Below are 25,261 nucleotides of genomic sequence, written 5' to 3' on the forward strand. Positions count from 1 at the left end.
CTGGCACATCCCCGGCCTATGGCGAAGCCTCCCACATCCAAGGGTCCACCCGGTTCCGGGGCATCGCCAGCCGCTGCTGGCGGCAAGCCTGCTTCGGTCAGGCCGCGTCCGCCCCGGCCCGAAGCCGATGCGCCGCGCCGTGGCGGTGTGCGCGATGTCGGCTCGCTTCTGCCGCAGGTGGGCGGCACGGCCTTTCGCAAGTTCGGTTTCCTGCACAGCGCGCTGCTGGGCCGCTGGAGGGATGTGGTGGGGCCGGTCTATGCCCGCTGGTCGGTTCCCGAATCGCTGCGCATGCCGCGCGGCGAAAAAAGCGGCGGCACGCTCACCATCAGGGTCGAGGGTCCGTTTTCCCTCCAGCTGCAGCAGGTTGCCCCGCAGATCATGGAGCGGGCGAACCGCATCATCGGCCACAATGCCGTGGCGCGCATCAGGCTGGTTCAGGGGGATGTGCCTCGCCCGGCCGTGCGGGAGGCGGCGACGCCTCAAGCCGCGCCCGCCAGTGGCGCCAGCCCTGTTTCCAACCTCGGCGATGTCGGCGATGAAAGGCTGCGCGCCGCACTTGAGGAACTGGCGGCGCAACTGGCGACGAAGCCCGGCCCGTCGCGCATCGGCTGATCCCGGCGCCGGCATGGGGCAGGCATGGGCCGACAGCGCCTGCCACATGAAAGCGCTGGTTGAATCCGCCGTCGTCGCGGCCTATCTCGCGCAGGCACACTATAGCCCGGATTGCGGGCTGGGGAATGAACTGCGTCGGGAAGGGCCAGCATGAGCACGTTCGAAGATCGGGAAAAGGCTTTCGAGGCGCGCTTCGCGCATGATGCCGACAAGGCGTTCCGTGTCACGGCCCGCCGCAACAGGCTTGCCGGGCTCTGGGCCGCCCAGAAGCTGGGCCTGACCGATGTCGAGGCCGAAGCCTATGCGAAATCCGTCATCCAGGCCGATTTCGAGGAAGCCGGCGATGCCGATGTCGTCCGCAAGCTCATCGGAGACCTGCTGATGCGCGGGATCGAGGTGAGCGAGATCGAAATCCGCGAGATGCTGTCGAAGATGACGGATCAGGCGCGGCATCAGATCGAATCCGAAGGCTGACCCGATGCCGATGACGGCAAGCGAAATCGAAACCGCCATCAAGGCCGCGATTCCCGATGCCGAGGTGCGGCTGACCGACCTTGCCGGGGATGACGACCACTGGGCAGCGCATGTGACTTCGGCAAGCTTTCAGGGCCTGTCGCGCGTGAAGCAGCACCAGATCGTCTATGCGGCCCTTGGCGGCCGCATGGGGGGCGTGCTGCACGCCCTGCAACTTACCACGGCAACCCCGCCCGGCGCGTCCGGGCGCTGAAAGGCCGCGCCGCGAGCCGGGCTTCACCACAAAGGATGAATGGCATGGAATCGACAAGGGATCGTATCGGCGGGATCGTGAAGAGCCACGACGTCGTGCTGTTCATGAAGGGCACGCCGCTTTTCCCGCAATGCGGCTTTTCAAGCCGCGCAATCGCCATTCTCGAGCATCTGGACGTGCCTTTCCACAGCGTCGACGTGCTGCAGGATCAGGACATCCGCCAGGGCATCAAGGACTATGCCGACTGGCCCACCATTCCTCAGCTCTATGTGAAGGGGGAGTTCGTGGGCGGTTCGGACATCATGATGGAAATGTTCGAGGCCGGTGAACTGCAGGCGCTGATGGCCGATTCCGGCATCGGTTCGGGCAGCTGATCTTGCGCATTTTTCCGACCGGGCGGCCCTGACTCTTGGACCAGCTCGCATTCGCCCGGATCTGGCAGGAGACCCTTGCCACGGCCCGCCGCCACGCCGAGATACTCGTGCCCGTGGCGGCGGCCTTCATGTTCCTGCCGCAGCTGATCTTTGGCTGGCGACTGGGGGATGCCACACCGGGCGAACTTTTCCGTGGGGATCGCCTTGCCGGCGACTTTCTCGTCTTCCTGCCGGTGCTGCTGGCTTCCTTCCTCGGCCAGCTCACCATCAGCTTTGTCTCTTTCAACGATGGCACGGCGGGCTTCACCCTCGGGCAACTGCTGCGCCGTTCGGCCCTTCTCCTGCTGCCGGCATTCGCCGCGTCTCTGATGCAGGCGATCGCCTTCGGCTTCGGCTTTCTTCTCTTTGTCCTGCCCGGCATCTGGCTGGTTTCGCGGCTGATTCTGGCCATGCCGATACTTGCATCCGTCCAGCCCGATCCGGTGCTTGCCCTGAAGGAAAGCTGGCGCCTGACATCGGGCAATTCCTTGCGCATCCTCGGCATGATGAGCATGCTGGCCCTTGGCTTTCTTCTCATCACCATCGGCATATCGGGCATCGGCGCTGCAATTGGCGTCATCTCAACCATCGCAACCGAGCAGCCGACCGAAGGCTGGGGTGTCGGCCGCTGGATGTTCGAAACCGTGATGGCGGCCGCATCCGCCGTTCTGGGGCTGTTGTGGATCTGCTTCTTCGCGCGGCTGGCCCGCATCCTGTTCGATACGCGAAAGGCCTGAGGCTCGCATGCGCCCGCAAATCGTTCTGGTCGTGGCTGCCGCCGACAATGGCGTGATCGGGCGCGATGGCGCCATGCCCTGGCATCTGCCCGCCGATCTCAGGCGCTTTCGCCGGATGACAGTGGGCAAGCCCGTCATCATGGGCCGCAAGACATTCGATTCCATCGGCAAGCCCCTGCCGGGCCGCCACAATATCGTGCTGACCCGAAGCGGCGACTGGACGGCCGATGGCGTGACCGTTGTCCGGAATCTCGCCGAGGCGATCGCGGCGGCGGGGCTCGACCCACGTGCCCGCGCGCCCGAGATCATGGTGATCGGCGGCGCCGAAATCTACGGCCTCGTGATGCCGGTGGCGACACGCATCGAACTGACTAGAATTCATGTCCGCCCGGAAGGGGATACCGTCTTTCCGGAGCCTGATCCGGCGGCATGGGCTGAGGTTGCGCGCGAGACCCATGCAGCGGAGGGGGGGGTTCCCGCCCATGCCTTCATCACTTTCGTGCGGCGTGATGCCGCCACTGGTCCTGATGGCGCGAAGCCGCTAACGAGCGCGCCATGATACGGATTTCCGGCGATTGCCAGGTGCCCGAGGCACTGAAGGGCGGGGCCGTCGCGCTCGGCAATTTCGATGGTGTTCACTGTGGCCACCAGGCTGTCATCGGGGCTGCCGTGAAGGCGGCGCGCGCGGCCGGACGCCCTGCGCTCGTGGCAACCTTTGATCCCCATCCATCGCGCCACTTCCGGCCCGATACGCCGCCCTTTGCCCTGACGCGGATCGACCAGCGACTGGATCTCTTCGCGGAGCTCGGAGTCGATGCGGCTGTCGTCATTCCCTTCGACGCGGGCTTCGCGAGCCTGAGCGCCGAAGCCTTCGGGCAGGACTGGCTGGCCGGACGCCTTGCCCCCTTCCACGTCGTGACTGGCGAGGATTTCACCTTTGGCAAGGGCCGATCGGGCAACACGGCCAGCCTTGCCGAAATGGGCCGCCGCCTCGGCTTTACCGCCGAGGCGCTGTCGCCTGTCACCGATGTGCCGGGTGCCGGGGCGGTGATTTCATCCACCAGAATCCGTGAGGCGCTCGCCGCCGGGGACATGGCTGAAGCCACCCGTCTTCTCAGCCGCCCATTCACCATCCGCATGCCGGTCATCCATGGCGAGAAAAAGGGCCGGACCATCGGCGTTCCCACGATAAACCAGGAACTTGGGCCCTATATGCGGCCGCGATACGGTGTCTATGCCGTGCGCGTGCAACTTCCCGACGGCAGCCGCCATTCCGGTGTGGCCAGCCTTGGCATCAGGCCGATGTTCGATCCGCCGCGCGAACTGATGGAAACCTGGATCCTCGACTGGTCAGGCGACCTCTACGGACAGGAAGTCGCTGTCGAACTGATCGCCTTTCTGCGGCCCGAACTCTGGTTCGATGGGCTGGAGAGCCTGAAGGTGCAGATCGAGGTGGATGTGGTGATGGCGCGCGAGGCGATCACCCTGAGCCGCACAAGCTGACATCATAAGCCCGGCCATCCCCGGCCTGCCTTCTCACGTTGTCACGCCTTTTCAGGAGGGCGAAGCGGTGGCCCTGGCTTGCCGGAAGCTGCCCGGCGGTTTTCAGGCTGCGACCTTCACCTTGTTTTCATCAAGAATGTCACGTGCATGATCGAGGCACTGGCCGCACTGGGGCGCGCATCCGAGCCTTGCATAGGTTTCGACGGGGCATTCGACCCCTTCGGATGCAATGGCGCGGATTTCCCGGTCAGAGATGCAATTGCAGGAACAGACGATCATGGCAGTGGCTGCCCTTTGAGCCGTTTGCGTGATGTTGAGAATGATATGCAATAGTTTCGGACTCTGCAAGCTGATTCCTGATGTCCCTGGCGTGGTCGGTGTGCCGCCCGGCATGGTCTCCAGAAAAGCGTTGCAGGGCGCGCTTTTATCCTGCTAGCCACCCAGGAAGGTCGGATGCTTGAGGTCGCGTGGGGGCGCGGCCCGTGGGGGAGTTTCCGGCTGTGCCAGCCCGATCGCTGATTCTTGCCGTGTGCGGAACACGGCCCGAAGTCGTGAAGATGGCGCCTGTTGTCGGGCGCCTGCGCGATGCCGGGCAGGATGTGCTGCTGCTCTTCACGGGCCAGCATCCGGATCTTGCACCGCAGATGCTGCGTGAACTCGGCCTGGAGCCGGATATCGAACTGCCCGTGCCGCCAGCGGGGCTTCCGCCGCAACAGATGCTGGCTGCCATCATCAATGCGCTGGCGCCCGTGTTCGCAGCGCATCGCCCGGCGGTCACGCTGGTCCAGGGGGATACGGTTTCAACCCTCGCGGGCGCGCTGGCTGCCGCCTATGCGGGGCTTCCGCTGGCCCATGTCGAAGCCGGGCTGCGCACCGGTGACATGGCGGAGCCGCACCCCGAGGAAATGCACAGGCGGCTGATTGCCCCGCTGGCCAGCCTGCATTTCGCCCCGACGCATCGGGCGGCGGCAGCGCTGATCGGCGAGGGCGTGAACCCCGGCACTGTGCATGTCACGGGGAACAGCGGGATCGACGCTCTTCTGGAGACCAACGCCAGGCTGATTGCGTCGCCAGACCTGTGCGCCGCCCTGGAGGCGCGCTTCCCGGTCCGTCCCGGCCGGCCGATGATCCTGGCCACGGTGCACAGGCGCGAAAATCATGGCGAGCGCCTTGCCGCCATTGCGTCAGGGCTGGCGCACATCGCCGCTTCCGGAGGGGTGGAGATGGTGTTGCCCCTGCACCCCGGCCCGGCGGTGCAAAGGCTCCTGCGCGCCAGCCTCGGGCATCTTGCAGGCGTGCACCTGCTGCCCCCTGTCGATCATGCGACGATGGTCTGGCTGATGCGCCGCAGCCAGCTCCTCATCACCGATTCGGGCGGCCTGCAGGAAGAAGCGCCGGCGCTCGGGCTGAGGACGCTCGTGCTGCGCCAGAGGACGGAGCGGAGCGAAGCCGTGGATGCCGGCGCATCGGAACTGGTGCCAATAGAGCCGGAAGCCATTGCTGCTGCTGCATGGCGGCAGCTTTCACGCCCGAAGCTGGCGCCACGTTTCCCTTTCGGGGACGGTCGCGCGGCCGGGCGGATATGCACCATCCTGCTCGACTTCCTGAGGCGGGGAGACCGGAAGGCTTTCCAGTCGGAGGTGCTGGACATGGCAGGCTGAAGCGGCCCTCAGCCGAGGCGTGCGCCAAGCCCTTCCATCATCGCCGTGAAACCCGGGAAGCTGGTGGCGATGGGGCTGCGGTCGTCCACGGTCACGGGCGCGCGCGCCGCCAGCGACAGGATCGCAAAGCTCATGGCGATGCGATGGTCGAGATGGGCGGCAACAGTCACCCCGCCCGGCACAGGGTCGCCGTCGCTGCCCTCGACGATCAGGCCGTCCGGCAGTTCTTCCACCCGCACGCCGGCGGCACGCAGGCCTTCAGCCATGACCGCGATGCGGTCGCTTTCCTTCACGCGCAGTTCCTCGAGTCCCCGCATCACGGTTCGGCCTTTCGCGAAGGCTGCCGCCACGAACAGGGCAGGATATTCGTCGATCATCGAGGGGGCGACGTCGGGCGGCACTTCAATGCCTTCAAGCGCCGAATGCCGGACCCTGAGATCGGCAACCGGCTCGCCGCCGACGTCCCGCGGGTTCAGCAGGGTGATGTCGGCCCCCATCATGCCCAGCACGCGGATGATGCCATCTCTTGTGGGGTTCACCCCGACACTTTCGATCAGCACTTCGCTGCCCGGCACGATCAGGGCTGCCACGAGGGGGAAGGCGGCCGAGGACGGGTCACCCGGAACCGTGATGGACTGCGGCTTCAGATCAGCCCAGCCACGGATGGAAATGACATTGCCGCCACCCGCCATCGGCTCGACCGAAAGATCGGCGCCATAGCCGCGCAGCATGCGCTCGGAATGGTCGCGCGTGGGCACCGGCTCTTCCACCACCGTTTCCCCGGCGATGTTGAGCCCGGCGAGAAGGATGGCGGATTTCACCTGCGCCGAAGCAACAGGGAGGCGATAGCGGATGGGAAGCGGCTGGGCGGTTCCGCGCAGCATCAGGGGCAGGCGGCCGCCGGGAGAGGCCTGGATATCCGCGCCGATGCGGCTCAGCGGTTCGATGACCCGGCCCATCGGCCTGCGCGAGAGCGATGCATCTCCGGTGAAGGTGGCGGTGAGCGGGTGGCTGGCCAGCAGGCCCATCAGCAGCCGCGTGGAGGTGCCGCTGTTTCCCATCTCGAGAGCGCCTGCCGGTTGCAGCAGGCTGCCGACGCCAACGCCATCGACACGCCAGTGGCCGTCCCCGATGCGAGCGACGGTCGCGCCCATGGCGCGCATGGCCGCAGCGGTTGCCAGCACGTCCTCGCCTTCCAGAAGCCCGCGGATCTCGCTCGTGCCGACCGCCAGCGCCGAAAGCATGATGGCGCGGTGGGATATGGATTTGTCCCCCGGGATGGCGACATGCCCGCCAAGCGGGCCATCCGCGCGAAGGCTGAGCGATGTGGCGGTGGGGTGCGCAGTCTCTCTCATGATGGCGGGGGCTTTGACAGGGGGGCGCGCCTATGGCAAGGCGCGCCCCTTCCGGAGACGTTTCGAAGATGTGCCGGGCCATATTCACGGGCCAGGCACCATCCTCGCCCCCATTGGGAGTTTTCCAAGGTGATCAAGGCCGAATGGGGCACAAAGCGCCAGTGCCCAAAATGCGGAACACGCTTCTATGATCTGACGCAGGATGACCCTGTCACCTGCATCGATTGCGGCAACAGCTGGACTCCGGAGCCGATCCTGAAGTCCAAGCAGACGCTGCCGTTCGACGCCAGCAAGCAGGCAGGCGGCGAGGACAAGAGCGAACCCGCGCTGGAGACCGACGATCTCGACATCGACGCCGACAGCGATGAACCGTCGGATGACAATGACGTCGATATCGGCGGCGACGACGACCTGTCCGAAGTCGTGGTTGAGAGCCGCGAGGAGGATCGCTAAAAAAATCCTGCCCCTGGGCGATTTGGGGCTTGCACCCACATCGCCCATGCGGTAGGCGACCGCTCCCGCCCCCAGGCGGGCCGAAGCGAAAAGGTGAACGGGGCCGTAGCTCAGCTGGGAGAGCGCTACAATGGCATTGTAGAGGTCAGGGGTTCGATCCCCCTCGGCTCCACCACCTTACCAATAGCTGACATCATGAACGCATATGCTGCCAGCAACACAGGTGGCACTTGCTTCGCCTGCCCTCCGGCCATGCCTTTTCTGGGCCAAATCTTCGGTCAGGCCTCCTGGGCCGGGTCTCTTCAGTCAGCTTTCTTCAGACAGATTTCTCAAGGCAGCTCTCTCAAGGCAGGGCGCGCAGCAGGCCAGGTGGCCTTTCCACCCAATTGATCCGGCCGTGGCCATGATCGCCATGGCCTTCCCCATATCGTCAGGCTGGCTTGCCGCTTTTTCCGTCCCCATCCTGCCTGTTGGGAAAGAATGGGAAGGGAGACATGTGCATGCGGTTCAAGGGCAGGGTGGCGATCGTCACGGGCGGGGCTTCGGGAATCGGCGCGGCAACGGCAAGGCGCCTGCATGCGCAAGGGGCCGCTATTCTTGTTGCCGACCTTGCCGAGGAGGCAGGACAGGCGCTCGCCGATGAGCTGGGCGAGGGCAGGGCGCATTTTCAGCGCGTGGATGTGGCCGACTGGGCTTCCGTATCAGCCATGGCGGATGCCGCCGAAGCCCGATTCGGGCATATCGACATATTGGTGAACAGTGCCGGGATCGGCAGTTTCGCCACCACGCCCGACCTTGAGCCTGAGGCCTGGGACCGGGTTCTCGCGGTCGATCTGAAGGGCGTGTTCCTCGGCTGCAAGGCTGTCATTCCGAGGATGCGGGCGCGCGGGTCAGGCGCCATTGTCAATGTCGCCTCCATTTCGGGCATGGCCGGCGATTATGGCTTTGCCGCCTATAATGCCGCCAAGGCCGGCGTCATCAACTACACGCGCGCGGCAGCCATCGATCATGCCCGTGAGGGGATAAGGGTGAACGCTGTAAGCCCGGGCCCGGTGGATACGCCCATCCTTGCCGGGGTGGACGACATGCCGGGCGCGCGCAGCCTCTGGGAGGGGCTGGTGCCCATGGGTCGATTCGCCCGGCCGGAGGAGATTGCCGCCGTGATCGCCTTCCTGGCATCCGATGACGCTGCCTTCGTGAACGGGGCGAACATTCCCGTGGATGGCGGGCTGATGGCTCATAGCGGGCAACCCCACCTGGCGGCCCTGATGGCAGCTGCGGGCTGAAACGAAAAAGGGGGGCTGGAATGCCCCCCTTGACCATGGCGCAAAGGCCTTGGCGTGCGTTTAGTGCGCCAGAAGCAGAGGTATCCGGCTGGCGGACAGCAGGCGGCGGGTCACGCCGCCGAGGAGGAACTCCATCGCCCGGCTGCGGCCATAACCACCCATTGCGACAAGGCCGCTGCCCAGTTCCTGTGCCGTGGCGAGCAGCGTGTCCGAGGTCGATTGCCCGCCGGCCGAGCGCTCGTGCAGTTCTGCCTTCACGCCATGGCGCGACAGATAGGATGCAACGGCAAGCGGCGGGAAATCCCCGACGCCGGGCGGATCGATGGTCACGATGTCGACCCGGCTCGCCTTCTGCAGGAGCGGCATGGCGCGCTTCACGGCGTGGGCGGCCTCGGCCGTCGGCTTCCAGGCGACGAGCACCGGTTTTTCAAGCTCCAGCCTGTGGGCGCCGCCGGGAACCGCCAGCACCGGCGCATCGGCATGGGTGACGACCGCATGCAGGGAATGCAGCAGTTCGCGTTCGCCTTCCGAGGGCAGGGTCATGACGATGACATCGGACAGAAGCGACCGATCCACGAGGGTCTGGCCCGGTTCGCCCATGGCCTCGGTGAAGCTGAAGGGCACCCCTTCCTTGGCGAGCCTTTCGGAAAGGGCCTTGCGCGAATCCTCGGCGAGTTTCGCTTCATCCTCGATGAGTTGCACCACCATCGATGCGCTGCCTGCGAAACCTGCGGCGTCCGCGCCCAGGAAGGCCGGCACGCGCCGGGTCTGCAGAAGTTCGAGATGCCCACCGGTGAAACGCGCCAGATCGAGGGCGCCCTGAAGGCGTGCCTCGAAATGGGCGTCATCGCCGCAATGCAGAAGAATCGATTTCATCGCCCCACTCCCTTGCCTCATCGTAAGGCCGCATAATGCAGATGCCGTAACCACTTGCAAAGAGCAGCCTTGCCCGAAAGCCGCCATGACCTCGATCAAGCCGCGGGAGCAGGGCGATGGATCAGGCTTTTCAGACCTTCGAGACCTTGCCGCTTTCGAGGTCGTAGAAGGTGCCGGCGATCATGATCTTGCCATCGCGCTCCATCCCGCGAAGGACAGGCGAACGGTCACGGATCAGTTCGATCGTCTGCTGCACATGGGTCTTTGCCACGGCATCGACGAAGGCCGCGTTGGCGCTGCTGCGGTCGCCCTCGTAGCGGGTCGCTTCGACGGCGTTGCCGAAGCGGCCCAGAAGCAGCGTCAGATTGCCGAGGCGGACATTGTCGATCGCGCCCTTGATGGCGCCGCACGCCGAATGGCCCATCACCATCACCAGCTTCGCACCGGCGGCAGCAGTCGCGAATTCCATCGAGCCGAGAATGTCGTCATTGACGGCATTGCCGGCGACACGGGCGTTGAAGGCCTCGCCGATCCCGAGGTCGCAGATCACCTCGACAGGCGCCCGGCTGTCGATGCAGCTGAGGAAGACGGCGGCCGGATACTGACCGGCAGCCGTGCTGCGTTGTTCGGCCAGCCAGTCGCGGGTCTTGCGCTCGCCGCGCACGAAGCGGGCATTGCCTGTCATGACCATGTCGAGCACCTGCGCCGGTGTCATCGCATCGCGCTGGGCCTTGGTAAGCCCTGCTGCATGGGCGGGGAAAGCCATGCCGAAACCGCCGGCAAGCGCCGCAGCTCCAAGCGCCGAAAGGCCGAGCATGCGCCGTCTGTCGAGCGCGCAGCAGTCCGTGGCTTCGGCATTGATGGTCATGTCGATCTTCTCCCTCTCATCACAGTTCCTGCTCATCCGGAATGGGTGGGTCAGGCTATGCGGGAGGCATGTAGTAACAAGATTACATGAGCCAAATAAAATGCGCTTATGGAAGCAATTGGCGGAAATGATGTTTCCCTGGCGTCCTTCAGCCCAGGATCTCGCCACTGCAATCCCCGAAACCGATGGGCGCCAGCCCCGGCCGCCGCGCCATTGCGCCGATCCGGACATGGTCGCCCGCTTCCAGGAAGCGCCGGGTTTCACCGCCGGGCAGGGCGATGGGATGTTCACCGCCTGATGTCAGTTCGAGGAAGGAACCCTCGCTGCCGCTTTCCATCCCCGAAATGGTGCCGGTGCCAAAGAGGTCGCCCGGGTTCAGGTTGCAGCCGCCGACCGTGTGGTGGGCGACCATCTGCTGCGCGGTCCAGTAGAGGGCGGTTGCATGGCCGGTCGAGATCCGCTTCTCGGGAATACCGGCTTCGCGCATCTTCGCCGTCTGCAGCCAGATGCCGAGCTCGAGCGCGAGGCCGCCATGGGCCTGGTCCTCCGTATCGAGCAGATAAGGCAGGGGCTGGGGTTCGCCCTCGCCGCGCGGAAAGGCTGGCGCGCGATAGGGGGCGAGCGCCTCCGGCGTCACGATCCAGGGGCTGACGCTGGTGAGGAAATTCTTGGCGAGGAACGGCCCCAGCGGCTGATATTCCCAGGCCTGGATGTCACGCGCCGACCAATCATTGAGAAGGCAGTAGCCCGCCACATGGGCATGAGCTTCATTGATGGGAACGGGGCTGCCCAGCTGATTGCCCGGCCCGATCCAGACGCCAAGCTCAAGCTCGATGTCCAGCCGGGCGGTGGGCGCGAGCCTCGGCCCGTCCGGGCCGGCGAGCTGCCCGGACGGCCGCGCGACCGGCGTGCCCGACAGCACCACCGAGGATGCCCGCCCGTGATAGGCGATGGGTACGTGGCGATAATTGGGCAGCAGCGGATTTTCGGGCCTGAAGATGCTGCCGACCTTGGTGGCATGGTGAATGCCGGCATAGAAATCCGTGTAGTCGCCCACCTGGCAGGGCAGGTAGAGATCAGCCGCCGCCATCGGCACGAGGAAGGGGCGGGCGGCATCTGCATGATCGGCATCGGTGAAAAGCCCGAACAGTGCGCGGCGCAGATCCTGTCGCACCTCGGCCCCGAGCGCCAGAAGCTCGTTCAGCTGTTCATGGGCGACATCGGCCAGGAAATCGAGGCCGGGCAGCAGGCCATTATCCACCGCGCCGGCGAGATCGAAGACGAAGCCGCCAATCGCCACCCCGGCGCGCGGACCGGAATCGCCATCGGAAAACAGCCCCAGCGGCAGGTTCTGCACGGGGAACTCTGCATGCCCGTCAGCGCCTTCCACCCAGCTCCGCGCGCCGGGATCATGGGTTTCATCCAGTTGCCACCAGCTCACAGCGCACCTCTTTCGAATCCGGACCAGACATCGTCATAGCCGCTTTGCAGCAATGGCGTCTCCCTTGCCCAGCGTGTCAGGCGATAGGGGCGCAGGCTTTCGAACATGAAGGCCAGCCCGCCGTCGAAGCGTTCCGGCCCGAGATCCGCCGCGCTGGCGCCTGCCCAGCTTGCGGCATCCGGCCCATGGGCTGCCATGCGGTTGTGGAGCGAACCGCCGCCGGGCACGAAACCGCCGGCCTTTGCATCGTAGCTGCCGTGGATCAGGCCCATATATTCGCTCATCAGGTTGCGGTGGAACCATGGCGGGCGGAAGGTGTCCTCGGCCACCATCCAGCGCGGCGGGAAGATCACGAAATCGCAACTCGCCACGCCCGCTTGCCCGGAGGGGGAGGTGAGGACGGTGAAGATCGACGGGTCGGGATGGTCGTAGCTGATGCTGCCGATGCTGTTGAAGCGCGCCAGATCATAGCGCCAGGGCACCAGATTGCCGTGCCATCCGGCAACATCAAACGGCGTGTGGGGCAGGGCCGTGCGCCACAGGCGGCCGCCAAGCTTGAAAACAAGCTCAGTCGGCGCATCCGCTTCCACTGCGGCATCGGGTGTTTCGAAATCGCGCGCGTTCGCCAGCCCGTTCGAGCCTATCGGACCCAGTTCGGGCAGGCGGAACAGCGCGCCATGGTTTTCAAGGCACCAGCCACGCGCGTCCGCCTCGACATCCACCCGCATCGCCATGCCGCGCGGCACGAGGGCGACATGGCCGGGCGGGACCGTCATCCGGCCAAGCTCGGTGGTGAGATGCAGCGCGCCTTGTTGCGGCACGAAGAGCATCTCGCCATCGGCATTGCGCAGCGCACGGCCCGCCATGGGGCGGTTGCAGGCATAGAGGTGAATGGAAACGCCTGCGCCCTCCTCGGCGGAACCGTTGCAGGCAAGCGTGTGCAGCCCGTCCAGCCAGTCCACCGGGTGGGCAGGCAGGGGCAGCGGATCCCAGCGCAGGCGGTTCGGGTCAAGCAGGCCATCGTCAAGCGGCGGGGCCGCCAGCCCGCCATGGGCCAGCGGCACGAGCGGGCCATGCTGGGCCGAGGGGCGCCGGCGATAGAGCCAGCTGCGCCGGTTTTCATGGCGCGGCGCCGTGAAGGCGGTGCCCGAAAGCTGCTCGGCATAGAGGCCGAAGGCCGGGCGCTGCGGGGAGTTGCGACCGACAGGCAGAACCCCCGGCCTGATTTCGGACTGGAATTCCGACCCGAAGCCGCTTTGCATCAGCTGCGCATCCCCGCCGGGATCACGCCCCGGCGCATCTGGTCAAGCTCCAGACTTTCGAAAAGCGCCTTGAAATTGCCTTCGCCGAAACCGTCATTGCCCTTTCTCTGGATGATCTCGAAGAAGATGGGGCCGACCATGTTTTCGGTGAAGATCTGCAGCAGGAGGCCACCGCCCGTTTCTGGCGCGCCATCGATCAGGATCCGGCGCCGGCGCAATTCTTCCACATCATGCCCATGGCCGGGAAGCCGTGCGTCGATCATGTCGAAATAGGTGTCGGGGCTGTCCTGGAAGCGGATGCCATTGGCTTTCAGCTGGTCCACCGTCTTCAGGATATCGTCAGTCGCCAGCGCGATATGCTGAATTCCCTCGCCATTATAGGCCTTCAGGAATTCCTCGATCTGGCTGTGCTCGTCCTGGCTTTCGTTGAGCGGAATGCGGATCTTGCCATCGGGTGCGGTCATGGCCCTGGAAAAGAGGCCGGTTGCCTGCCCCTGGATATCGAAGTGGCGGATTTCGCGGAAACCGAAGATGCGCTCGTAATAATCGGCCCAGCGCGCCATCTCCCCGCGCCCGACATTGTGGGTGAGATGGTCGAGCGTGTGCAGGCCGGCGCTCCTGTCGGCCCTGGTGGCGCCGGGCACCGGCACGAAATCGACATCATAGATTTCCGCCGCCCCGTAGCGGTCGACGAGATAGAGGTTGGCGCCGCCGATGCCGCGGATCGCCGGGATGTTGAGCTCCATCGGCCCGACCTTGCCGCTGACAGGCTCTGCACCACGCTTCAGCGCTTCCTCGAAGGCGGCGCGCGCGTCCTTCACGCGGAAAGCCATGGCATTGGCGCTCGGCCCGCGTTTCGCGCGAAATTCGGCCACCTGGCCTTCCGGCTCGAAGTTCAGCAGGAAGTTGATGTCGCCCTGCGCATAGCGGCGGACATTCTTCGACCGGTGCGTGGCGACATGGGTGAAGCCCAGCTTCTCGAACAACGCGCCGAGCGCATCGGGATCGGGGCCGGTGAACTCGACGAACTCGAAGCCGTCAAGCCCCATGAAATTGCCCTGGCTCTGGTTGCCGGCGGTCGTCGTTGTTCCGATAGCCGCGGCATCGGCGCGCGCGGCTCCTGCTGTGCTGGGCATTGCTACTGCTCCAGATTGATGTAATGGCCTTTATCGTAACCCCTGTTACGATCTGGCGCAAGCATCCAGACGTTCGAGCAGATCGCCCAGCAGGCGCTTCTCCTCGGGCGTGAAGACCCGGAAAAGCTCCGCTTCCATCTCGATCGCAAGGGGGGCGACCTCTGCATAGAGGAGCGCGCCCTCCTCGCTGAGGGACAGGTCCAGGGTACGGCGGTCGTCGCTTCGGGTCCGCTTCACCAGTCCGCGATCGACAAGCGCTGCCGCCGCGCGCGAGATCGTCATCTTGTCCATGCGGGTTGCGACGGCCAGTTCGGCCTGGGTGGCGTGTTTTCGTTCGGCAATCACGGCCAGAAGCCGCCATTCCGGGATCCTGAGGCCGAAGCGGGCGCGATAGACCCCGGCGATCCGTTCGGAAACGGCATTGGACGCAAGCGAAAGGCGGTAGGGCAGGAATTGCGAGAGCTTCAGCATGAGGCCGGACCCTATCGCCACCGCGCGCGAGGGCAAGAGGGGGGGCAAGGGGTGGCGGCAGGGGGAAGCGACGCCTTTCAGCTTTCGCGTTCGTTTGACGCGCCGGAACGGGGACGGCAGGATTGCCCGGCAGCCCAGCGGGCCCCAGCAGCAACCGGAGCGTTACTTCATGACCGCAGACGTCAGACTTACCCTGAGTGGCCATGTCGCCGAACTGATCTTTTCCAACCCGCCCAGCAATCATGCCACTGTCGGCCTGTTGCGTGACCTTGCCGACAGGCTGGACGTACTTGACCGCGACCCGGACTGCCGCGTCGTCGTCATCGCGTCCGAAGGGAAGGTCTTCTGCGCTGGCGGCGATCTTGTTTCCCCCGGCGGGCTGGGCGGTGCGGGCGATGACCCGGTGCGCGAATTCTATGACCAGGCCGAGCGGCTGTTCGCCTTTGGCAAGCCGATCGTGGCGGCGGTGCAGGGCGCGGCCGTGGGGGCGGGCCTGGGTCTGGCCGTGATGGCGGATTTCCGTGTGGCGGCGCCCGAGGCGCGCTTTGCAGCCAATTTCGTGAAGATGGGTTTTCACCCCGGTTTCGCGCTCAGCTACACGCTGCCCCGCCTGATCGGCCAGCAGCGCGCGGCCGAGATGATGCTGACCGGTAACCGCTACAAGGCCGAGGAGGTGCTGCCCTGGGGGCTGGTGGACCGCATCGCGGCCTTTTCCTTCCTCCGGCAGGGCGCCCGGCTTCTGGCCGAGGAAATCGCGGTGAACGCGCCCCTTGCCCTGGCCGAGACGCGGGCGACCATGCGGGCCGGCATGCAGGAAGACGTGCGCGCGGCGCTGGTGCGCGAACATGCCGCCCAGATGCGGCTGCGCCCGACGGAAGACCATGCCGAGGGCCTGCGCGCCGTGGCCGAGCGCCGGCCCGGGCAGTTCGTGGGGCGCTGAGCCGATGGCGGCGCCCCGTAAGGGGCGCCGTCTTCCGGGGCTGCAGCGTGGCCCGTTTTTCAGTAGATGACGTAGCCGCCGTCGATCACCAGCGAATCCCCGGTGTGGAAACGCGAGGCCTTGCTGGCGAGATAGACGGCGATGCCGGCGAAATCCTCGCCATCGGCCCAGCCGCCCATCGGCACGCGGCTGATCACCTTTTCGTTGAACTTGTCCCAGCCCTGGCTCTTTTCCGTCATGCCTGAGCGGGTCCAGCCCGGAAGTATGCTGTTGACGGTGATGCCCTTCGGCCCAAGCTCGACCGCCATGGCCCGCACCATGGCAACGACAGCCCCCTTGCTGGCGCCATAATGTTCGTTGCGCGCCGCGCCATGGATGGCGGCGGTGGAAGCGACCGCCACGAGCGAGCCGCCCTTGTCGCCTGTATCGGCGCGGGCCACCATGTGCCGCGCGGCTTCGCGCAGGGTGTAGAAAACCCCGTTCACGTTGATGTCCTGCACGCGGCGGAAATCGGCGTCGGAGATGGAGAACATGTCGCGGGCCGGGATGGAGATGCCGGCATTGGCGATTGCCTGGTCCAGACGGCCATAGCGTTCGAGGATCTGTTCGATGCCCGCCTTCACGGCGGCCTCATCCGCAACATCGACACGCGCAGCCATCACCTCTCCACCTTGCGCCTTCAGCCGCTCGACGGCCTTTTCGTTGCGCTCGGCATTGGTGCCCCAGATGACGACGGTGGCGCCATGCATGGCCAGCCCTTCGGCCATGCCAAGGCCGATGCCGTTGTTGCCGCCGGTGACAAGCGCCACCTTGCCGTTGAGATCGAACAGGTTCTTCATGGTGCGCGCCTCCTCCTTGCCTTCAGGCTGTTATCCGCCACGGGTCATTGCCCGCCGGGCCAATGGCCCACTGTGCCCAAGATTAGGGAAAAAGCGATGCCGGGGCGCTTGGCGCTTCTGATAGCAGGACCAGCGCCGGATGCCTGTTCGCAGGCTATGGCTGGCGTGAGGGAAGGGGGAAGAGACCGGATGGTGGGCGCGACAGGGATTGAACCTGTGACCCCTGCCGTGTGAAAGCAGTGCTCTACCGCTGAGCTACGCGCCCATTGCCATCCGGTGGAGTGCGGCGGGTAAGGGAAGCCCCGCCGCCTGTCAACATCTCTTGCACAGCTTCCCGCATGCTTTTTGCAGCCCGGGCCAGCCGTCGCCGCCCGGCCCGGGCATCATCGGGTTCATATCAGTGGGTCGTCAGCGCCTCGGGCGGCGGCGGTGCTGCCTCGGCCGAGGCAGGGGCAACCGCCTGGGCATCGGGTGCGACCAGCGGCAGAGGTGTCAGGGGCCTGGTGAAGGCATGTGCGAGCACCTCGTCCACATGCGTTACGGCTATGATCTCCAGCCCCTCGCGCACATTGGCCGGGATGTCATCCAGATCCTTCACATTGTCCGCCGGTATCAGCACGGTCTTGATGCCGCCGCGATGGGCCGCCAGCAGCTTTTCCTTCAGCCCGCCGATGGGAAGCACGCGCCCGCGCAGCGTGACTTCGCCGGTCATGGCGACGTCGCGGCGAACGGCGATTCCGGTCAGGGTCGAGACGATCGAGGTGACCATCGCGATCCCGGCCGAGGGGCCATCCTTGGGCGTGGCGCCTTCGGGCACATGGACGTGGATATCCTTCTTGGCGAAGGTTGCCGGATCGATGCCATAGGCCTCGGCACGTGCCTTCACGAAGCTGAAGGCCGCCGTGATCGATTCCTTCATCACGTCCCCGAGCTTGCCCGTCGTGCTGATCACGCCCTTGCCGGGCACTGTCACGCTTTCGATGGTCAGGAGGTCGCCGCCGACGGAGGTCCAGGCAAGGCCGGTCACCATGCCGATCTGGTCTTCCGCTTCGCTCATGCCGAAGCGGAATTTCCGGACGCCCGAGAAATCCTTGAGATTGTCGGCCGTGACGGTGACGCTTTCGGCCTTCTTCTCGAGAATCTGCCTGAGCGACTTGCGGGCCAGCTTCGCCAGCTCGCGCTCCAGCGTGCGGACGCCTGCTTCGCGCGTGTAATAGCGGATCAGGTCGCGCATCGCCTCGTCGGTGACGGCGAATTCCTCGGGCTTCAGGCCATGGGCTTCATATTGCTTGGGCAGCAGGTGGCGCTTGGCAATCTCGACCTTTTCATCCTCGGTGTAGCCCGAAAGCTGGATGATCTCCATGCGGTCCAGCAGCGGCTGGGGCATGTTGTAGCTGTTGGCCGTGGTCACGAACATGACGTTCGAAAGGTCGAAATCGACTTCGAGATAATGGTCGTTGAACTTGCTGTTCTGTTCAGGGTCCAGCACTTCGAGCAGGGCCGAAGCCGGGTCGCCACGGAAATCCTGGCCCAGCTTGTCGATTTCGTCCAGCAGGAACAGCGGGTTGTTCGTGCCGGCCTTGCGCAGGTTCTGCACGATCTTGCCCGGCATGGAGCCGATGTAGGTGCGACGGTGGCCGCGGATCTCGGCTTCGTCGCGCACACCGCCCAGCGACTGGCGGATGAACTCCCGCCCCGTCGCCTTGGCGATCGAGCGGCCGAGCGAGGTCTTGCCGACACCCGGAGGCCCGACGAGGCACAGGATCGGCCCCTTCAGCTTGTTGGTTCGGGCCTGGACCGCGAGATACTCGATGATCCGGTCCTTCACCTTTTCCAGGCCATAATGGTCGGCGTCCAGAACCTGCTGCGCCGCCACGATGTCGCGCTTCACCTTCGAGGACTTGCCCCAGGGAAGGCCAAGCAGCACGTCGAGCCAGTTGCGAACGACAGTCGCCTCGGCCGACATCGGCGACATGGACCGCAGCTTCTTCACTTCGGCGAGCGCCTTGTCGCGCGCCTCCCTGGTCAGCCGCGCCTTCTTGATGCGCGCTTCATATTCGGCAGCCTCGTCGGCGCCTTCCTCGCCGTCGCCAAGCTCCCGCTGGATCGCCTTCAGCTGCTCGTTCAGATAGTATTCGCGCTGGGTCTTCTCCATCTGGCGCTTGACCCGGCTCTTGATCTTCTTCTCGACTTGCAGAAGCCCGATTTCGCCTTCCATGAAGCCGAAGATCATTTCCAGACGCTTCGCGACGCTGGTTTCGGCAAGCAGGGCCTGCTTGTCGGCAATTTTCAGGTTCAGGTTTCCGGCAACGGAATCGGCGAAGCGCCCCGGCTCCTCGATCTGGCTGATCTGAAGGGCGACCTCGGGCGAGGTCTTTTTCGCGGCCTTCACATAATGCTCGAACTGCTTCTGCGCCGAACGCAGCAGGGCCTCGCCCTCGGGGCCTTCAAGCTCCTCGTCGGCGATGGCGGCCACTTCGCCGACCAGATGTTCGCCGCTTTCATCGAGGCTCGACAGGCTGGCGCGCTGCTGGCCTTCCACCAGCACCTTCACCGTGCCGTCGGGAAGCTTCAGAAGCTGCAGGACTGTCGCCAGCGTGCCGACATCATAGAGGCCGTCACGCTTCGGGTCCTCGTCAGCCGGGTTTTTCTGGGACAGGAGGAAAATGGTCTTGTCGGTCTGCATGACCGCTTCAAGCGCCTTCACCGACTTGTCACGGCCGACGAAGAGCGGAACGATCATCTGCGGGAACACGACGATGTCGCGCAGGGGCAGAACGGGGCGGGTCATGGTCTCGGGTGCATTCATGATAGGGGCAATATGGGGTGCTGTTCCGGGCCATGCAATCACCGCCGCGGCCGCTAACCCTGATTCCCGCGAAAGGCGCCCGCGAGAAACGGTTTCCGGCCTTCAGGCCGGGGGTGAGAGTTCGGGCGCGGGGCCGGGGCTGTCGCAGGCAGGTGTTGTCGAAAAGCGGATGGGGTGACGGGCGACGCGCACCGGCCCCAGCGCCCCCTGGTCCACTGTCAGGATGCAGCCATTGTGGATGACCTGCGGGTCGTCCAGCACTTCCGCGCGGCTGTTCACGCGGCAGCCCACGGCGCCGGCGGCGGTGAAGCCCTGCATCAGTTCGTCACGGGTCCGTTTTGCCACTTCGCCTGCAATGGCCGCCATCAGGGCGTCGCGTTTTGCGAAGCGGCCGGCCTGGGTCTCGAAATCCGGGTCAGCAAGGCTCTCGGGGTGGCCAAGCGCTTCGCGCATGGCGAGGAATTCGCTGTCCTGCAGGCTGGCGAGGCTGACGCGCCCGTCCTTCGCCTCCCACAGGCGGCCCATGCTGCCATATTCGGGGAAGGGGTCGGCCGGTTCGACGAAGGCATGGTTGTACATCCCCTCGGGGAAGTTGAAGGCGATGGCGGAATCGAGCATCGACACGTCGATCCGCTGCCCCTTGCCGCTGCGTTCGCGCGCAAACAGGGCAGCGGTGATGGCCTGTGCCGCCGTCAGGGCGGTTACCTTGTCGCAGATCAGGGTCTGGACAAGGCCGGGCCTGTCTTCGGCATCGGCCTGGGTGGCGGCAATGCCCGAGGCTGCCTGCGCCACCGGATCATAGGCGCGGATGTTGCTGTAGGGGCCATCAGGGCCGAAGCCGGTGATCGAGCACCAGATGAGGCGTGGGTTCCATTCCGAACAGCGCTCGAAGCCGAGGCCAAGACGCTCCATCGTGCCGGGGCGGAAATTCTCCACCAGCACATCGGCCCAGCGCACAAGATCCTCGAAGCGGCGGTGATGGGCGGGGTTCTTCAGGTCGAGCGTCTCGCCGCGCTTGCCACGGTTCACGCTGATGAAGATGGCGGACATGTTGCCCTTGCGCACGCCGAAGCTGCGCACCGGGTCACCGGCCGGGCTTTCCAGCTTGATGCATTCGGCCCCCTGGTCGACCAGCCATGCGGCCGCCATCGGTCCGGATACGATCTGGCTCATGTCGAGCACGCGGATTCCGGCCATCGGGCCCATGCAGATATCCCTCCCTTGCTGTCCTCAGGTCTTGCCAGCAGAGCGGGCCGGCTGCCACCTGCCCATCCGGGCAGGCGGCCCCGCTGCGCTCAGGCGCTGATGTCGCGGCCGCGCGTCTCGGGCAGGAAGAAGAGGGTGACGACAAAGGCCATGGCCACCACGCCCACCGTGTACCACAGGCCGGCGAAAGGGTCGCCCGTGTTCACCACGATCAGCTGCTGGATGAAGGGCAGGAAGCCGCCGAAATAGCCCGTGCCGATGTGATAGGGCACCGACATGGAGGTGTAGCGGACTCGGGCCGGGAACATTTCCACGAGAATGGCTGCCACCTGCCCGTAGGTCATGGCCGAAAGCGCCACCATTGCGAAGACGGCAAGGATGATCTTCCAGCGCTGTTTTTCAGCCGGGTCGGCCTTTTCCGGATAGCCTGCGGACTTCAGCGCATCGAGATAGGCCTTTTCGTCAAAGCCTTCGATGCGGGCATTGCCCACCACCAGCGCAACTTCGTCCGCCTCGACCTTGGAATAGGCGATACCGCGCTTCGTCAGCAGGCCGAGCGCAAGCGCGCAGGGTTCCGTCTGCTTGCGGGCGAAGACATTGAAATCACAGGCAGGCAGCTCGATCGTGACAGGGTTTTGCGCCGTGGCGCGCCCCAGTGCCGGGTTCGCGCCATCGGCCATCATGTGGAACAGCGGGAAGAGCAGCAGCATCGAAAGCGCATAGCCCGCCAGCAGCAGTTTCTTGCGGCCAATCCTGTCGGACAGCATGCCGAAGCCGACGTAAAGCGGGGCTGCCACCAGCGCGCCGGCGGCCAGGTAGATGAGGGCCTCGCGCTCCCCGACGCCGGCTGTGCCGGTAAGGAAATAGAGGGTGCCGAACTGGCTGGTGTAATAGATGACGGTGAGCCCGGCGGCCACACCGAACAGGGCGACGAGCACGCGGCCGATATTGCCCCGGTCGGAGAAGGCCTCGACGATGGGGTTCTTCGCGGTCGTGCCGGCGGCCTTCATCGCCTGGAAGACGGGACTCTCCGACAATTGCATGCGGATGTAGATGGAGATGGCCAGCATCAGCAGGCTGAGAAGGAAGGGAACGCGCCAGCCCCAGGCTTCGAACGCCTCTTCCGTCATCAGGCCACGTGTGGCCAGCACCACGACAAGGCACAGGAGAAAGCCGCCGACGACCGAGATCTGGATCCAGCTGGTATATTCGCCGCGTCGGTTTTTCGGGGCATGTTCGCCGACATAGATGGCGGCGCCGCCATATTCCCCGCCCAGCGCCAGCCCCTGCAGAAGCCTGAGCAGCACCAGAAGGGCCGGCGCCCAGAGGCCGGCGCTTTCATAGGTTGGCAGCAGGCCGATGGCAGCTGTTGCCCCGCCCATCAGGGTGATGGTGACGAGGAATGTGTATTTGCGGCCGATGCGGTCGCCATAATGGCCGAACAGCATGGCGCCCAGCGGCCGGACACCGAAGCCGGCGCCGAAGGTGGCAAGGCTGGCGAGGGTCGCCGCTGTCGGATTGTCTATGGGGAAAAAGAGCTTGCCGATCAGCGCGGCGAGGATTCCATAGAGGAAGAAATCATACCATTCGAAGACAGTGCCGAGCGATGACGCGGTGATGACGAGCCGGTCCCGCCGGATTTCCAGCGGCTGGTCGGTTTCGGTGCCTGTGGCCATGATCGCTCCCTGAACCCTTTTTTCGCCCTCTAGAAGGCGCGGGAGCAGGGAGCAAGCAGGTCGCTGCCGGCCATTACCGGCCGAGCATCTGCCAGATCGTGGTGCCCAGCGCGCCGAACAGCAGCACGGCCGTGGCGAGGGTGGCGATGACAAAGCCGGTTTCCCGCTTTTCGGCGGCCCGGGCATAGCCCTTCACATAGATCACACGCCCGATCGACCAGACCAGCCCCAGCGCGCCGGCCCACAGGTCGGAGACGATGAGGGCGAACAGCCAAAGCGACGGCAGGAACAGCGGCAGCTGCTCCAGCGTATTCTGGTGGGCGCGCCAGATGCGGTTGAAGGCATCCGGCCCGCTGGTGTCCGGATAATTGACGCCATGGGCCTTGCGCGCCTTGCCGACGACGGCGCCGGTCCAGACATAGACGAACAGGGCAAGGGCGGTCGCCAGGACGGCAAAGGGGTAGGGGAAGGAGTCCATCAGGCAGCTTTCACGGAGGCAAGGCTTTCCCGCGCGGCAATGAAGCGGCGCACGATCTCCTCGACATCGGCCAGCGTATGCGCCGCCGAGAGCGAACAGCGCAGAAGGAAGATGCCGGCCGGCGTGGCGGGCGGACGGCTCATGTTGCAGTAGATGCCATGCTCCAGCAGCTGGTGCCACATGGCGACCGTGCTGACCTGATCGGGCAGAAGCACGGCGATGATGGCGGATTCCGGTGTTCCGGTCGCCATCTGGAAGCCGGCATCCTTCAGCCCGGCATGCAGCCTGCGCGAGACGGCCCAGAGATTGTCGCGCTTTTCGCGTGCCGTCATCAGCTTGCGGATGGAGGCTTCGGCGGTTGCGGCAACGGCTGGCGGCAGCGATGCCGTGAAGCGATAGGGGTTGCACACCAGCCGCAGGATCTCGAACTTGGGATGGTTGGAAACGGCGAAGCCGCCCACCGTGCCCACCGACTTCGAAAAGGTGCCGACGACGAAATCGACGTCATCCTCGAGGCCCAGTTCCTCATAGACGCCTCGGCCATGCTTGCCGAAGAAGCCCATGGCATGGGCTTCGTCCACGAGCGTCATGGCGCCATGCTTCTTCGCGACCGCCACAAGTTCCCGCAGCGGGGCGACATCGCCCAGCATGGAATAGACGCCCTCGAGGATGACCAGCTTGCCGGCCCCTTCCGGCAGGCGGCCCAGCCGCTTGTCGAGATCCTCGACATTGTTGTGGCGGAAGCGCACGACCTCGGCATTGCCCAGCTTGCAGCCATCATAGATGGATGCGTGGCTGTCGGCATCGAGGATGATGTAGTCACCCTTGCCTGCAAGCGTGGAGACCATGCCCAGATTGGCCTGGTAGCCGGTCGAAAAGACAATCGCCGAACGGGTGCCGTAGAAATCCTTCAGCGCCTGTTCCACGGCGATGTGCGGCGCGAAGGTGCCGTTCAGCACCCGGCTGCCGGTGGAGCCTGCCCCGAACTCTTCCAGCGCCTTCTTGCCGGCTGCGATCACGTCCGGGTCGAAGGTCATGCCCATGTAGTTGTAGGTGCCGACGAGGATCGTCTCGCGCCCGTTGATGATGGCGCGCGTGGGGGAAAGCACCTTTTCCATCACCACGCCGAAAGGGTCGTTCACGCCCGTGGCCAGCAGGCCCTGATGCTCGGCGATATAGGCGTCGAACTTGGAGAGAAGATCAGTCATGGCCTCAGCCCTTCAGCTTCACGACGGCGTCGGCAAGCTGGCCGATCCTTTCGAGATCGGGAAGGATGTTGAGCGGCATGTTGATGTCCCACTCGTCCTCAATGTTCGCGACGAGATCCATCACCGTCAGCGAATCCAGTTCCAGATCGTCGGCGAAGCTGGTGTCTTCGGTCAGCGCGATGCCCTTGCGGTTGAAGGGGGCGATCAGGTCCAGCAGGCGGGAAAGGGTTTCGGCACGGTCCATCATGGGCTCCATATGCAAGGTCGGGGCCGCGCTTGTCACGCGAATGTGGCAATATGCAGACGGGTTTGGTTACAGGATCGGCGAGGGCCGGCTCAAACCGGCCAGGATCGGCTAGGGCCGGCCTTCGAGCAGCCCTTTGGCGCGATACCAGCCGGCCGTCAGGGCCATGCCCTCGGCAAGACCGGTCGCAGGGTGCCAGATGTCGAGTGCGCGCAGGGCACTGCTGTCGGCGGTCCAGTCCGGGTGGGCGAAATAGCCGGCGCGGTCGAAGCTCAGCTTCGGCTGCCGGCCCAGCATGCGGCTGACGCCCGTGTCGAGCGCGGCGCCCAGCCGGATGAGGCCGCCCGGAAGTTCCACGGGCCTTGCATTCACGCCCAGCGCCCGCGCCATGGCCCTCGCGATGTCAGGCTGGGCATGGCCGCCGGCGCCATCGTCGATCTCGTAGCTTTGCCCGGCGCTGGAAGCGGTTCCGGCCAGATCCTCGGCAAGCGCCACCAGGGCTTCGGCAAGGTCGGGGCCGAAGATCATGGAAGCACGGGCACGGGCCGGTATCGGCACGAACCCCGTGCGCGCTGCCCGGAAGAGGGCAAGGAATTCCATGTCGCCCGGGCCATAGACGGCTGGCGGCCGGACGATCGCCACAGGCCCGCCGGCGCCGCGCGCCACATGCTCAGACTGCAGCTTCGATGCGCCATAGGCGCTGAGGCGCGGCTCCCGCGCGGAAAGGGACGAGACATGGACGAAAGGGCGATCCCCGCTTGCCGCCCTGAGACTGGCCGTGCCCTGTACATTGCCGGCAAGGAAGCCGGCGCGGTCGGGCGCATTGGTGACGCCGGCGATGTGGATCACCGCATCAGCGCCCCGTGTCAGGCGGTCGAGCGCGTCCTGATCGGCAAGATCGCCCGCCACCCATTCCACGCCATCGCGCGGGGGTTGCGCCCTGCGGGCAAGGGCCTTCACGCGGTGGCCGCGGGCAACGGCCTGTTCCAGTGTGTGGCCGCCGACGAATCCGGTTCCGCCGGTGATTGCAAGGGTAAGCGCCATGGAACCCATGTAA

27 protein-coding genes and 2 tRNA genes are annotated in these 25,261 nt (G+C 65.4%); 12 read left to right on the top strand and 17 right to left on the bottom strand.

Annotated features, from left to right (window positions below; all coding sequences use genetic code 11):
• Window positions 1–18 precede the first annotated feature (18 nt).
• The 7 genes from ACUJ46_RS04780 to ACUJ46_RS04810 all read left to right on the top strand — a co-directional run bounded on the left by ACUJ46_RS04780 (window position 19) and on the right by ACUJ46_RS04810 (window position 3,995).
• Window positions 19–615, top strand: a complete 597-nt coding sequence (locus tag ACUJ46_RS04780; protein WP_445389286.1) for a DUF721 domain-containing protein — start codon at window positions 19–21, stop codon at window positions 613–615.
• A 150-nt stretch (window positions 616–765) separates the two neighbouring features.
• Complete coding sequence (locus ACUJ46_RS04785; protein ID WP_445389287.1) at window positions 766–1,089, top strand: DUF1476 domain-containing protein; 324 nt, start codon at window positions 766–768, stop codon at window positions 1,087–1,089.
• Window positions 1,090–1,093: 4 nt separating this feature from the next.
• Window positions 1,094–1,342 carry a BolA family protein gene (locus tag ACUJ46_RS04790; RefSeq protein WP_445389288.1) on the top strand — a complete coding sequence of 83 codons (249 nt, stop codon included), beginning with the start codon at window positions 1,094–1,096 and terminating at the stop codon, window positions 1,340–1,342.
• Window positions 1,343–1,386: 44 nt separating this feature from the next.
• On the top strand, window positions 1,387–1,716 hold the full coding sequence (gene grxD, locus ACUJ46_RS04795; RefSeq protein ID WP_445389289.1) for a Grx4 family monothiol glutaredoxin: 330 nt from the start codon (window positions 1,387–1,389) through the stop codon (window positions 1,714–1,716).
• Between the two features lie 35 nt (window positions 1,717–1,751).
• Window positions 1,752–2,492, top strand: a complete 741-nt coding sequence (locus tag ACUJ46_RS04800; RefSeq protein WP_445389290.1) for a glycerophosphoryl diester phosphodiesterase membrane domain-containing protein — start codon at window positions 1,752–1,754, stop codon at window positions 2,490–2,492.
• Window positions 2,493–2,499: 7 nt separating this feature from the next.
• Entirely contained in the window at window positions 2,500–3,051 is a 552-nt protein-coding gene (locus ACUJ46_RS04805; protein WP_445389291.1) for a dihydrofolate reductase, read from the top strand.
• Entirely contained in the window at window positions 3,048–3,995 is a 948-nt protein-coding gene (locus ACUJ46_RS04810; protein WP_445389292.1) for a bifunctional riboflavin kinase/FAD synthetase, read from the top strand. The genes ACUJ46_RS04805 and ACUJ46_RS04810 overlap by 4 nt, the downstream gene beginning before the upstream one ends.
• Before the next feature lie 102 nt (window positions 3,996–4,097).
• On the opposite strand, the gene ACUJ46_RS04815 is transcribed toward ACUJ46_RS04810, so the two are convergent.
• Entirely contained in the window at window positions 4,098–4,274 is a 177-nt protein-coding gene (locus ACUJ46_RS04815) for a (2Fe-2S)-binding protein (protein ID WP_445389293.1), read from the bottom strand.
• Between the two features lie 248 nt (window positions 4,275–4,522).
• Between ACUJ46_RS04815 and wecB the strand changes: the two genes are divergently transcribed.
• Complete coding sequence (wecB, locus tag ACUJ46_RS04820) at window positions 4,523–5,656, top strand: non-hydrolyzing UDP-N-acetylglucosamine 2-epimerase (RefSeq protein ID WP_445389538.1); 1,134 nt, start codon at window positions 4,523–4,525, stop codon at window positions 5,654–5,656.
• Between the two features lie 8 nt (window positions 5,657–5,664).
• On the opposite strand, the gene aroA is transcribed toward wecB, so the two are convergent.
• A complete protein-coding gene (gene aroA / locus ACUJ46_RS04825) occupies window positions 5,665–7,011 on the bottom strand; it encodes a 3-phosphoshikimate 1-carboxyvinyltransferase (RefSeq protein WP_445389294.1) in 1,347 nt (448 codons plus the stop codon).
• A 129-nt stretch (window positions 7,012–7,140) separates the two neighbouring features.
• Here aroA and ACUJ46_RS04830 point away from each other — a divergent pair, with 129 nt between their 5' ends.
• From ACUJ46_RS04830 to ACUJ46_RS04840, 3 genes are all read left to right on the top strand, one after another.
• On the top strand, window positions 7,141–7,464 hold the full coding sequence (locus ACUJ46_RS04830) for an FYDLN acid domain-containing protein (RefSeq protein WP_445389295.1): 324 nt from the start codon (window positions 7,141–7,143) through the stop codon (window positions 7,462–7,464).
• 99 nt (window positions 7,465–7,563) lie between these two features.
• Window positions 7,564–7,639 (top strand) — tRNA-Ala (locus ACUJ46_RS04835).
• Window positions 7,640–7,964: 325 nt separating this feature from the next.
• On the top strand, window positions 7,965–8,750 hold the full coding sequence (locus ACUJ46_RS04840) for an SDR family NAD(P)-dependent oxidoreductase (RefSeq protein WP_445389296.1): 786 nt from the start codon (window positions 7,965–7,967) through the stop codon (window positions 8,748–8,750).
• 60 nt (window positions 8,751–8,810) lie between these two features.
• Here ACUJ46_RS04840 and ACUJ46_RS04845 read toward each other — a convergent pair whose 3' ends face one another.
• From ACUJ46_RS04845 to ACUJ46_RS04870, 6 genes are all read right to left on the bottom strand, one after another.
• Complete coding sequence (locus ACUJ46_RS04845; protein WP_445389297.1) at window positions 8,811–9,626, bottom strand: universal stress protein; 816 nt, start codon at window positions 9,624–9,626, stop codon at window positions 8,811–8,813.
• A gap of 130 nt (window positions 9,627–9,756) precedes the next feature.
• Window positions 9,757–10,494, bottom strand: a complete 738-nt coding sequence (locus ACUJ46_RS04850; RefSeq protein WP_445389298.1) for a carbonic anhydrase family protein — start codon at window positions 10,492–10,494, stop codon at window positions 9,757–9,759.
• 148 nt (window positions 10,495–10,642) lie between these two features.
• Window positions 10,643–11,935 carry a fumarylacetoacetase gene (gene fahA / locus ACUJ46_RS04855; protein ID WP_445389299.1) on the bottom strand — a complete coding sequence of 431 codons (1,293 nt, stop codon included), beginning with the start codon at window positions 11,933–11,935 and terminating at the stop codon, window positions 10,643–10,645.
• Window positions 11,932–13,197 (bottom strand): homogentisate 1,2-dioxygenase, encoded by a 1,266-nt coding sequence (hmgA, locus tag ACUJ46_RS04860; protein WP_445389300.1) that lies wholly within the window; start codon window positions 13,195–13,197, stop codon window positions 11,932–11,934. Before hmgA ends, fahA begins: the two co-directional genes overlap by 4 nt.
• Entirely contained in the window at window positions 13,197–14,246 is a 1,050-nt protein-coding gene (hppD, locus tag ACUJ46_RS04865; RefSeq protein ID WP_445389539.1) for a 4-hydroxyphenylpyruvate dioxygenase, read from the bottom strand. The genes hmgA and hppD overlap by 1 nt, the downstream gene beginning before the upstream one ends.
• A gap of 132 nt (window positions 14,247–14,378) precedes the next feature.
• A complete protein-coding gene (locus tag ACUJ46_RS04870) occupies window positions 14,379–14,804 on the bottom strand; it encodes a MarR family winged helix-turn-helix transcriptional regulator (protein WP_445389301.1) in 426 nt (141 codons plus the stop codon).
• Window positions 14,805–14,973: 169 nt separating this feature from the next.
• Here ACUJ46_RS04870 and ACUJ46_RS04875 point away from each other — a divergent pair, with 169 nt between their 5' ends.
• Entirely contained in the window at window positions 14,974–15,744 is a 771-nt protein-coding gene (locus ACUJ46_RS04875) for an enoyl-CoA hydratase/isomerase family protein (RefSeq protein ID WP_445389302.1), read from the top strand.
• A gap of 59 nt (window positions 15,745–15,803) precedes the next feature.
• Here ACUJ46_RS04875 and ACUJ46_RS04880 read toward each other — a convergent pair whose 3' ends face one another.
• The 9 genes from ACUJ46_RS04880 to ACUJ46_RS04920 form a co-directional block, all read right to left on the bottom strand.
• The gene (locus tag ACUJ46_RS04880; protein WP_445389303.1) at window positions 15,804–16,583 is read right to left on the bottom strand and encodes an SDR family NAD(P)-dependent oxidoreductase; all 780 of its coding nucleotides are present in this window, start codon (window positions 16,581–16,583) and stop codon (window positions 15,804–15,806) included.
• 190 nt (window positions 16,584–16,773) lie between these two features.
• Window positions 16,774–16,848, bottom strand: a tRNA-Val gene (locus ACUJ46_RS04885).
• A gap of 132 nt (window positions 16,849–16,980) precedes the next feature.
• Window positions 16,981–19,392 (bottom strand): endopeptidase La, encoded by a 2,412-nt coding sequence (lon, locus tag ACUJ46_RS04890; protein ID WP_445389304.1) that lies wholly within the window; start codon window positions 19,390–19,392, stop codon window positions 16,981–16,983.
• A gap of 102 nt (window positions 19,393–19,494) precedes the next feature.
• Window positions 19,495–20,598, bottom strand: a complete 1,104-nt coding sequence (locus tag ACUJ46_RS04895) for a CaiB/BaiF CoA transferase family protein (protein WP_445389305.1) — start codon at window positions 20,596–20,598, stop codon at window positions 19,495–19,497.
• A gap of 89 nt (window positions 20,599–20,687) precedes the next feature.
• Window positions 20,688–22,274: an MFS transporter gene (locus ACUJ46_RS04900; protein WP_445389306.1), complete on the bottom strand. Its 1,587-nt coding sequence runs from the start codon at window positions 22,272–22,274 to the stop codon at window positions 20,688–20,690.
• A gap of 73 nt (window positions 22,275–22,347) precedes the next feature.
• Window positions 22,348–22,752, bottom strand: coding sequence for an MAPEG family protein (locus tag ACUJ46_RS04905; protein ID WP_445389307.1), 405 nt, complete (start codon window positions 22,750–22,752; stop codon window positions 22,348–22,350).
• Window positions 22,752–23,960: a serine palmitoyltransferase gene (spt, locus tag ACUJ46_RS04910; protein WP_445389308.1), complete on the bottom strand. Its 1,209-nt coding sequence runs from the start codon at window positions 23,958–23,960 to the stop codon at window positions 22,752–22,754. The genes ACUJ46_RS04905 and spt overlap by 1 nt, the downstream gene beginning before the upstream one ends.
• 4 nt (window positions 23,961–23,964) lie before the next feature.
• Window positions 23,965–24,207 (bottom strand): acyl carrier protein, encoded by a 243-nt coding sequence (locus ACUJ46_RS04915; protein ID WP_445389309.1) that lies wholly within the window; start codon window positions 24,205–24,207, stop codon window positions 23,965–23,967.
• Window positions 24,208–24,315: 108 nt separating this feature from the next.
• The gene (locus tag ACUJ46_RS04920) at window positions 24,316–25,248 is read right to left on the bottom strand and encodes an NAD-dependent epimerase/dehydratase family protein (protein WP_445389310.1); all 933 of its coding nucleotides are present in this window, start codon (window positions 25,246–25,248) and stop codon (window positions 24,316–24,318) included.
• Between the last annotated feature and the right edge of the window lie 13 nt (window positions 25,249–25,261).

Source organism: Sandaracinobacteroides sp. A072 (genome assembly GCF_052616365.1).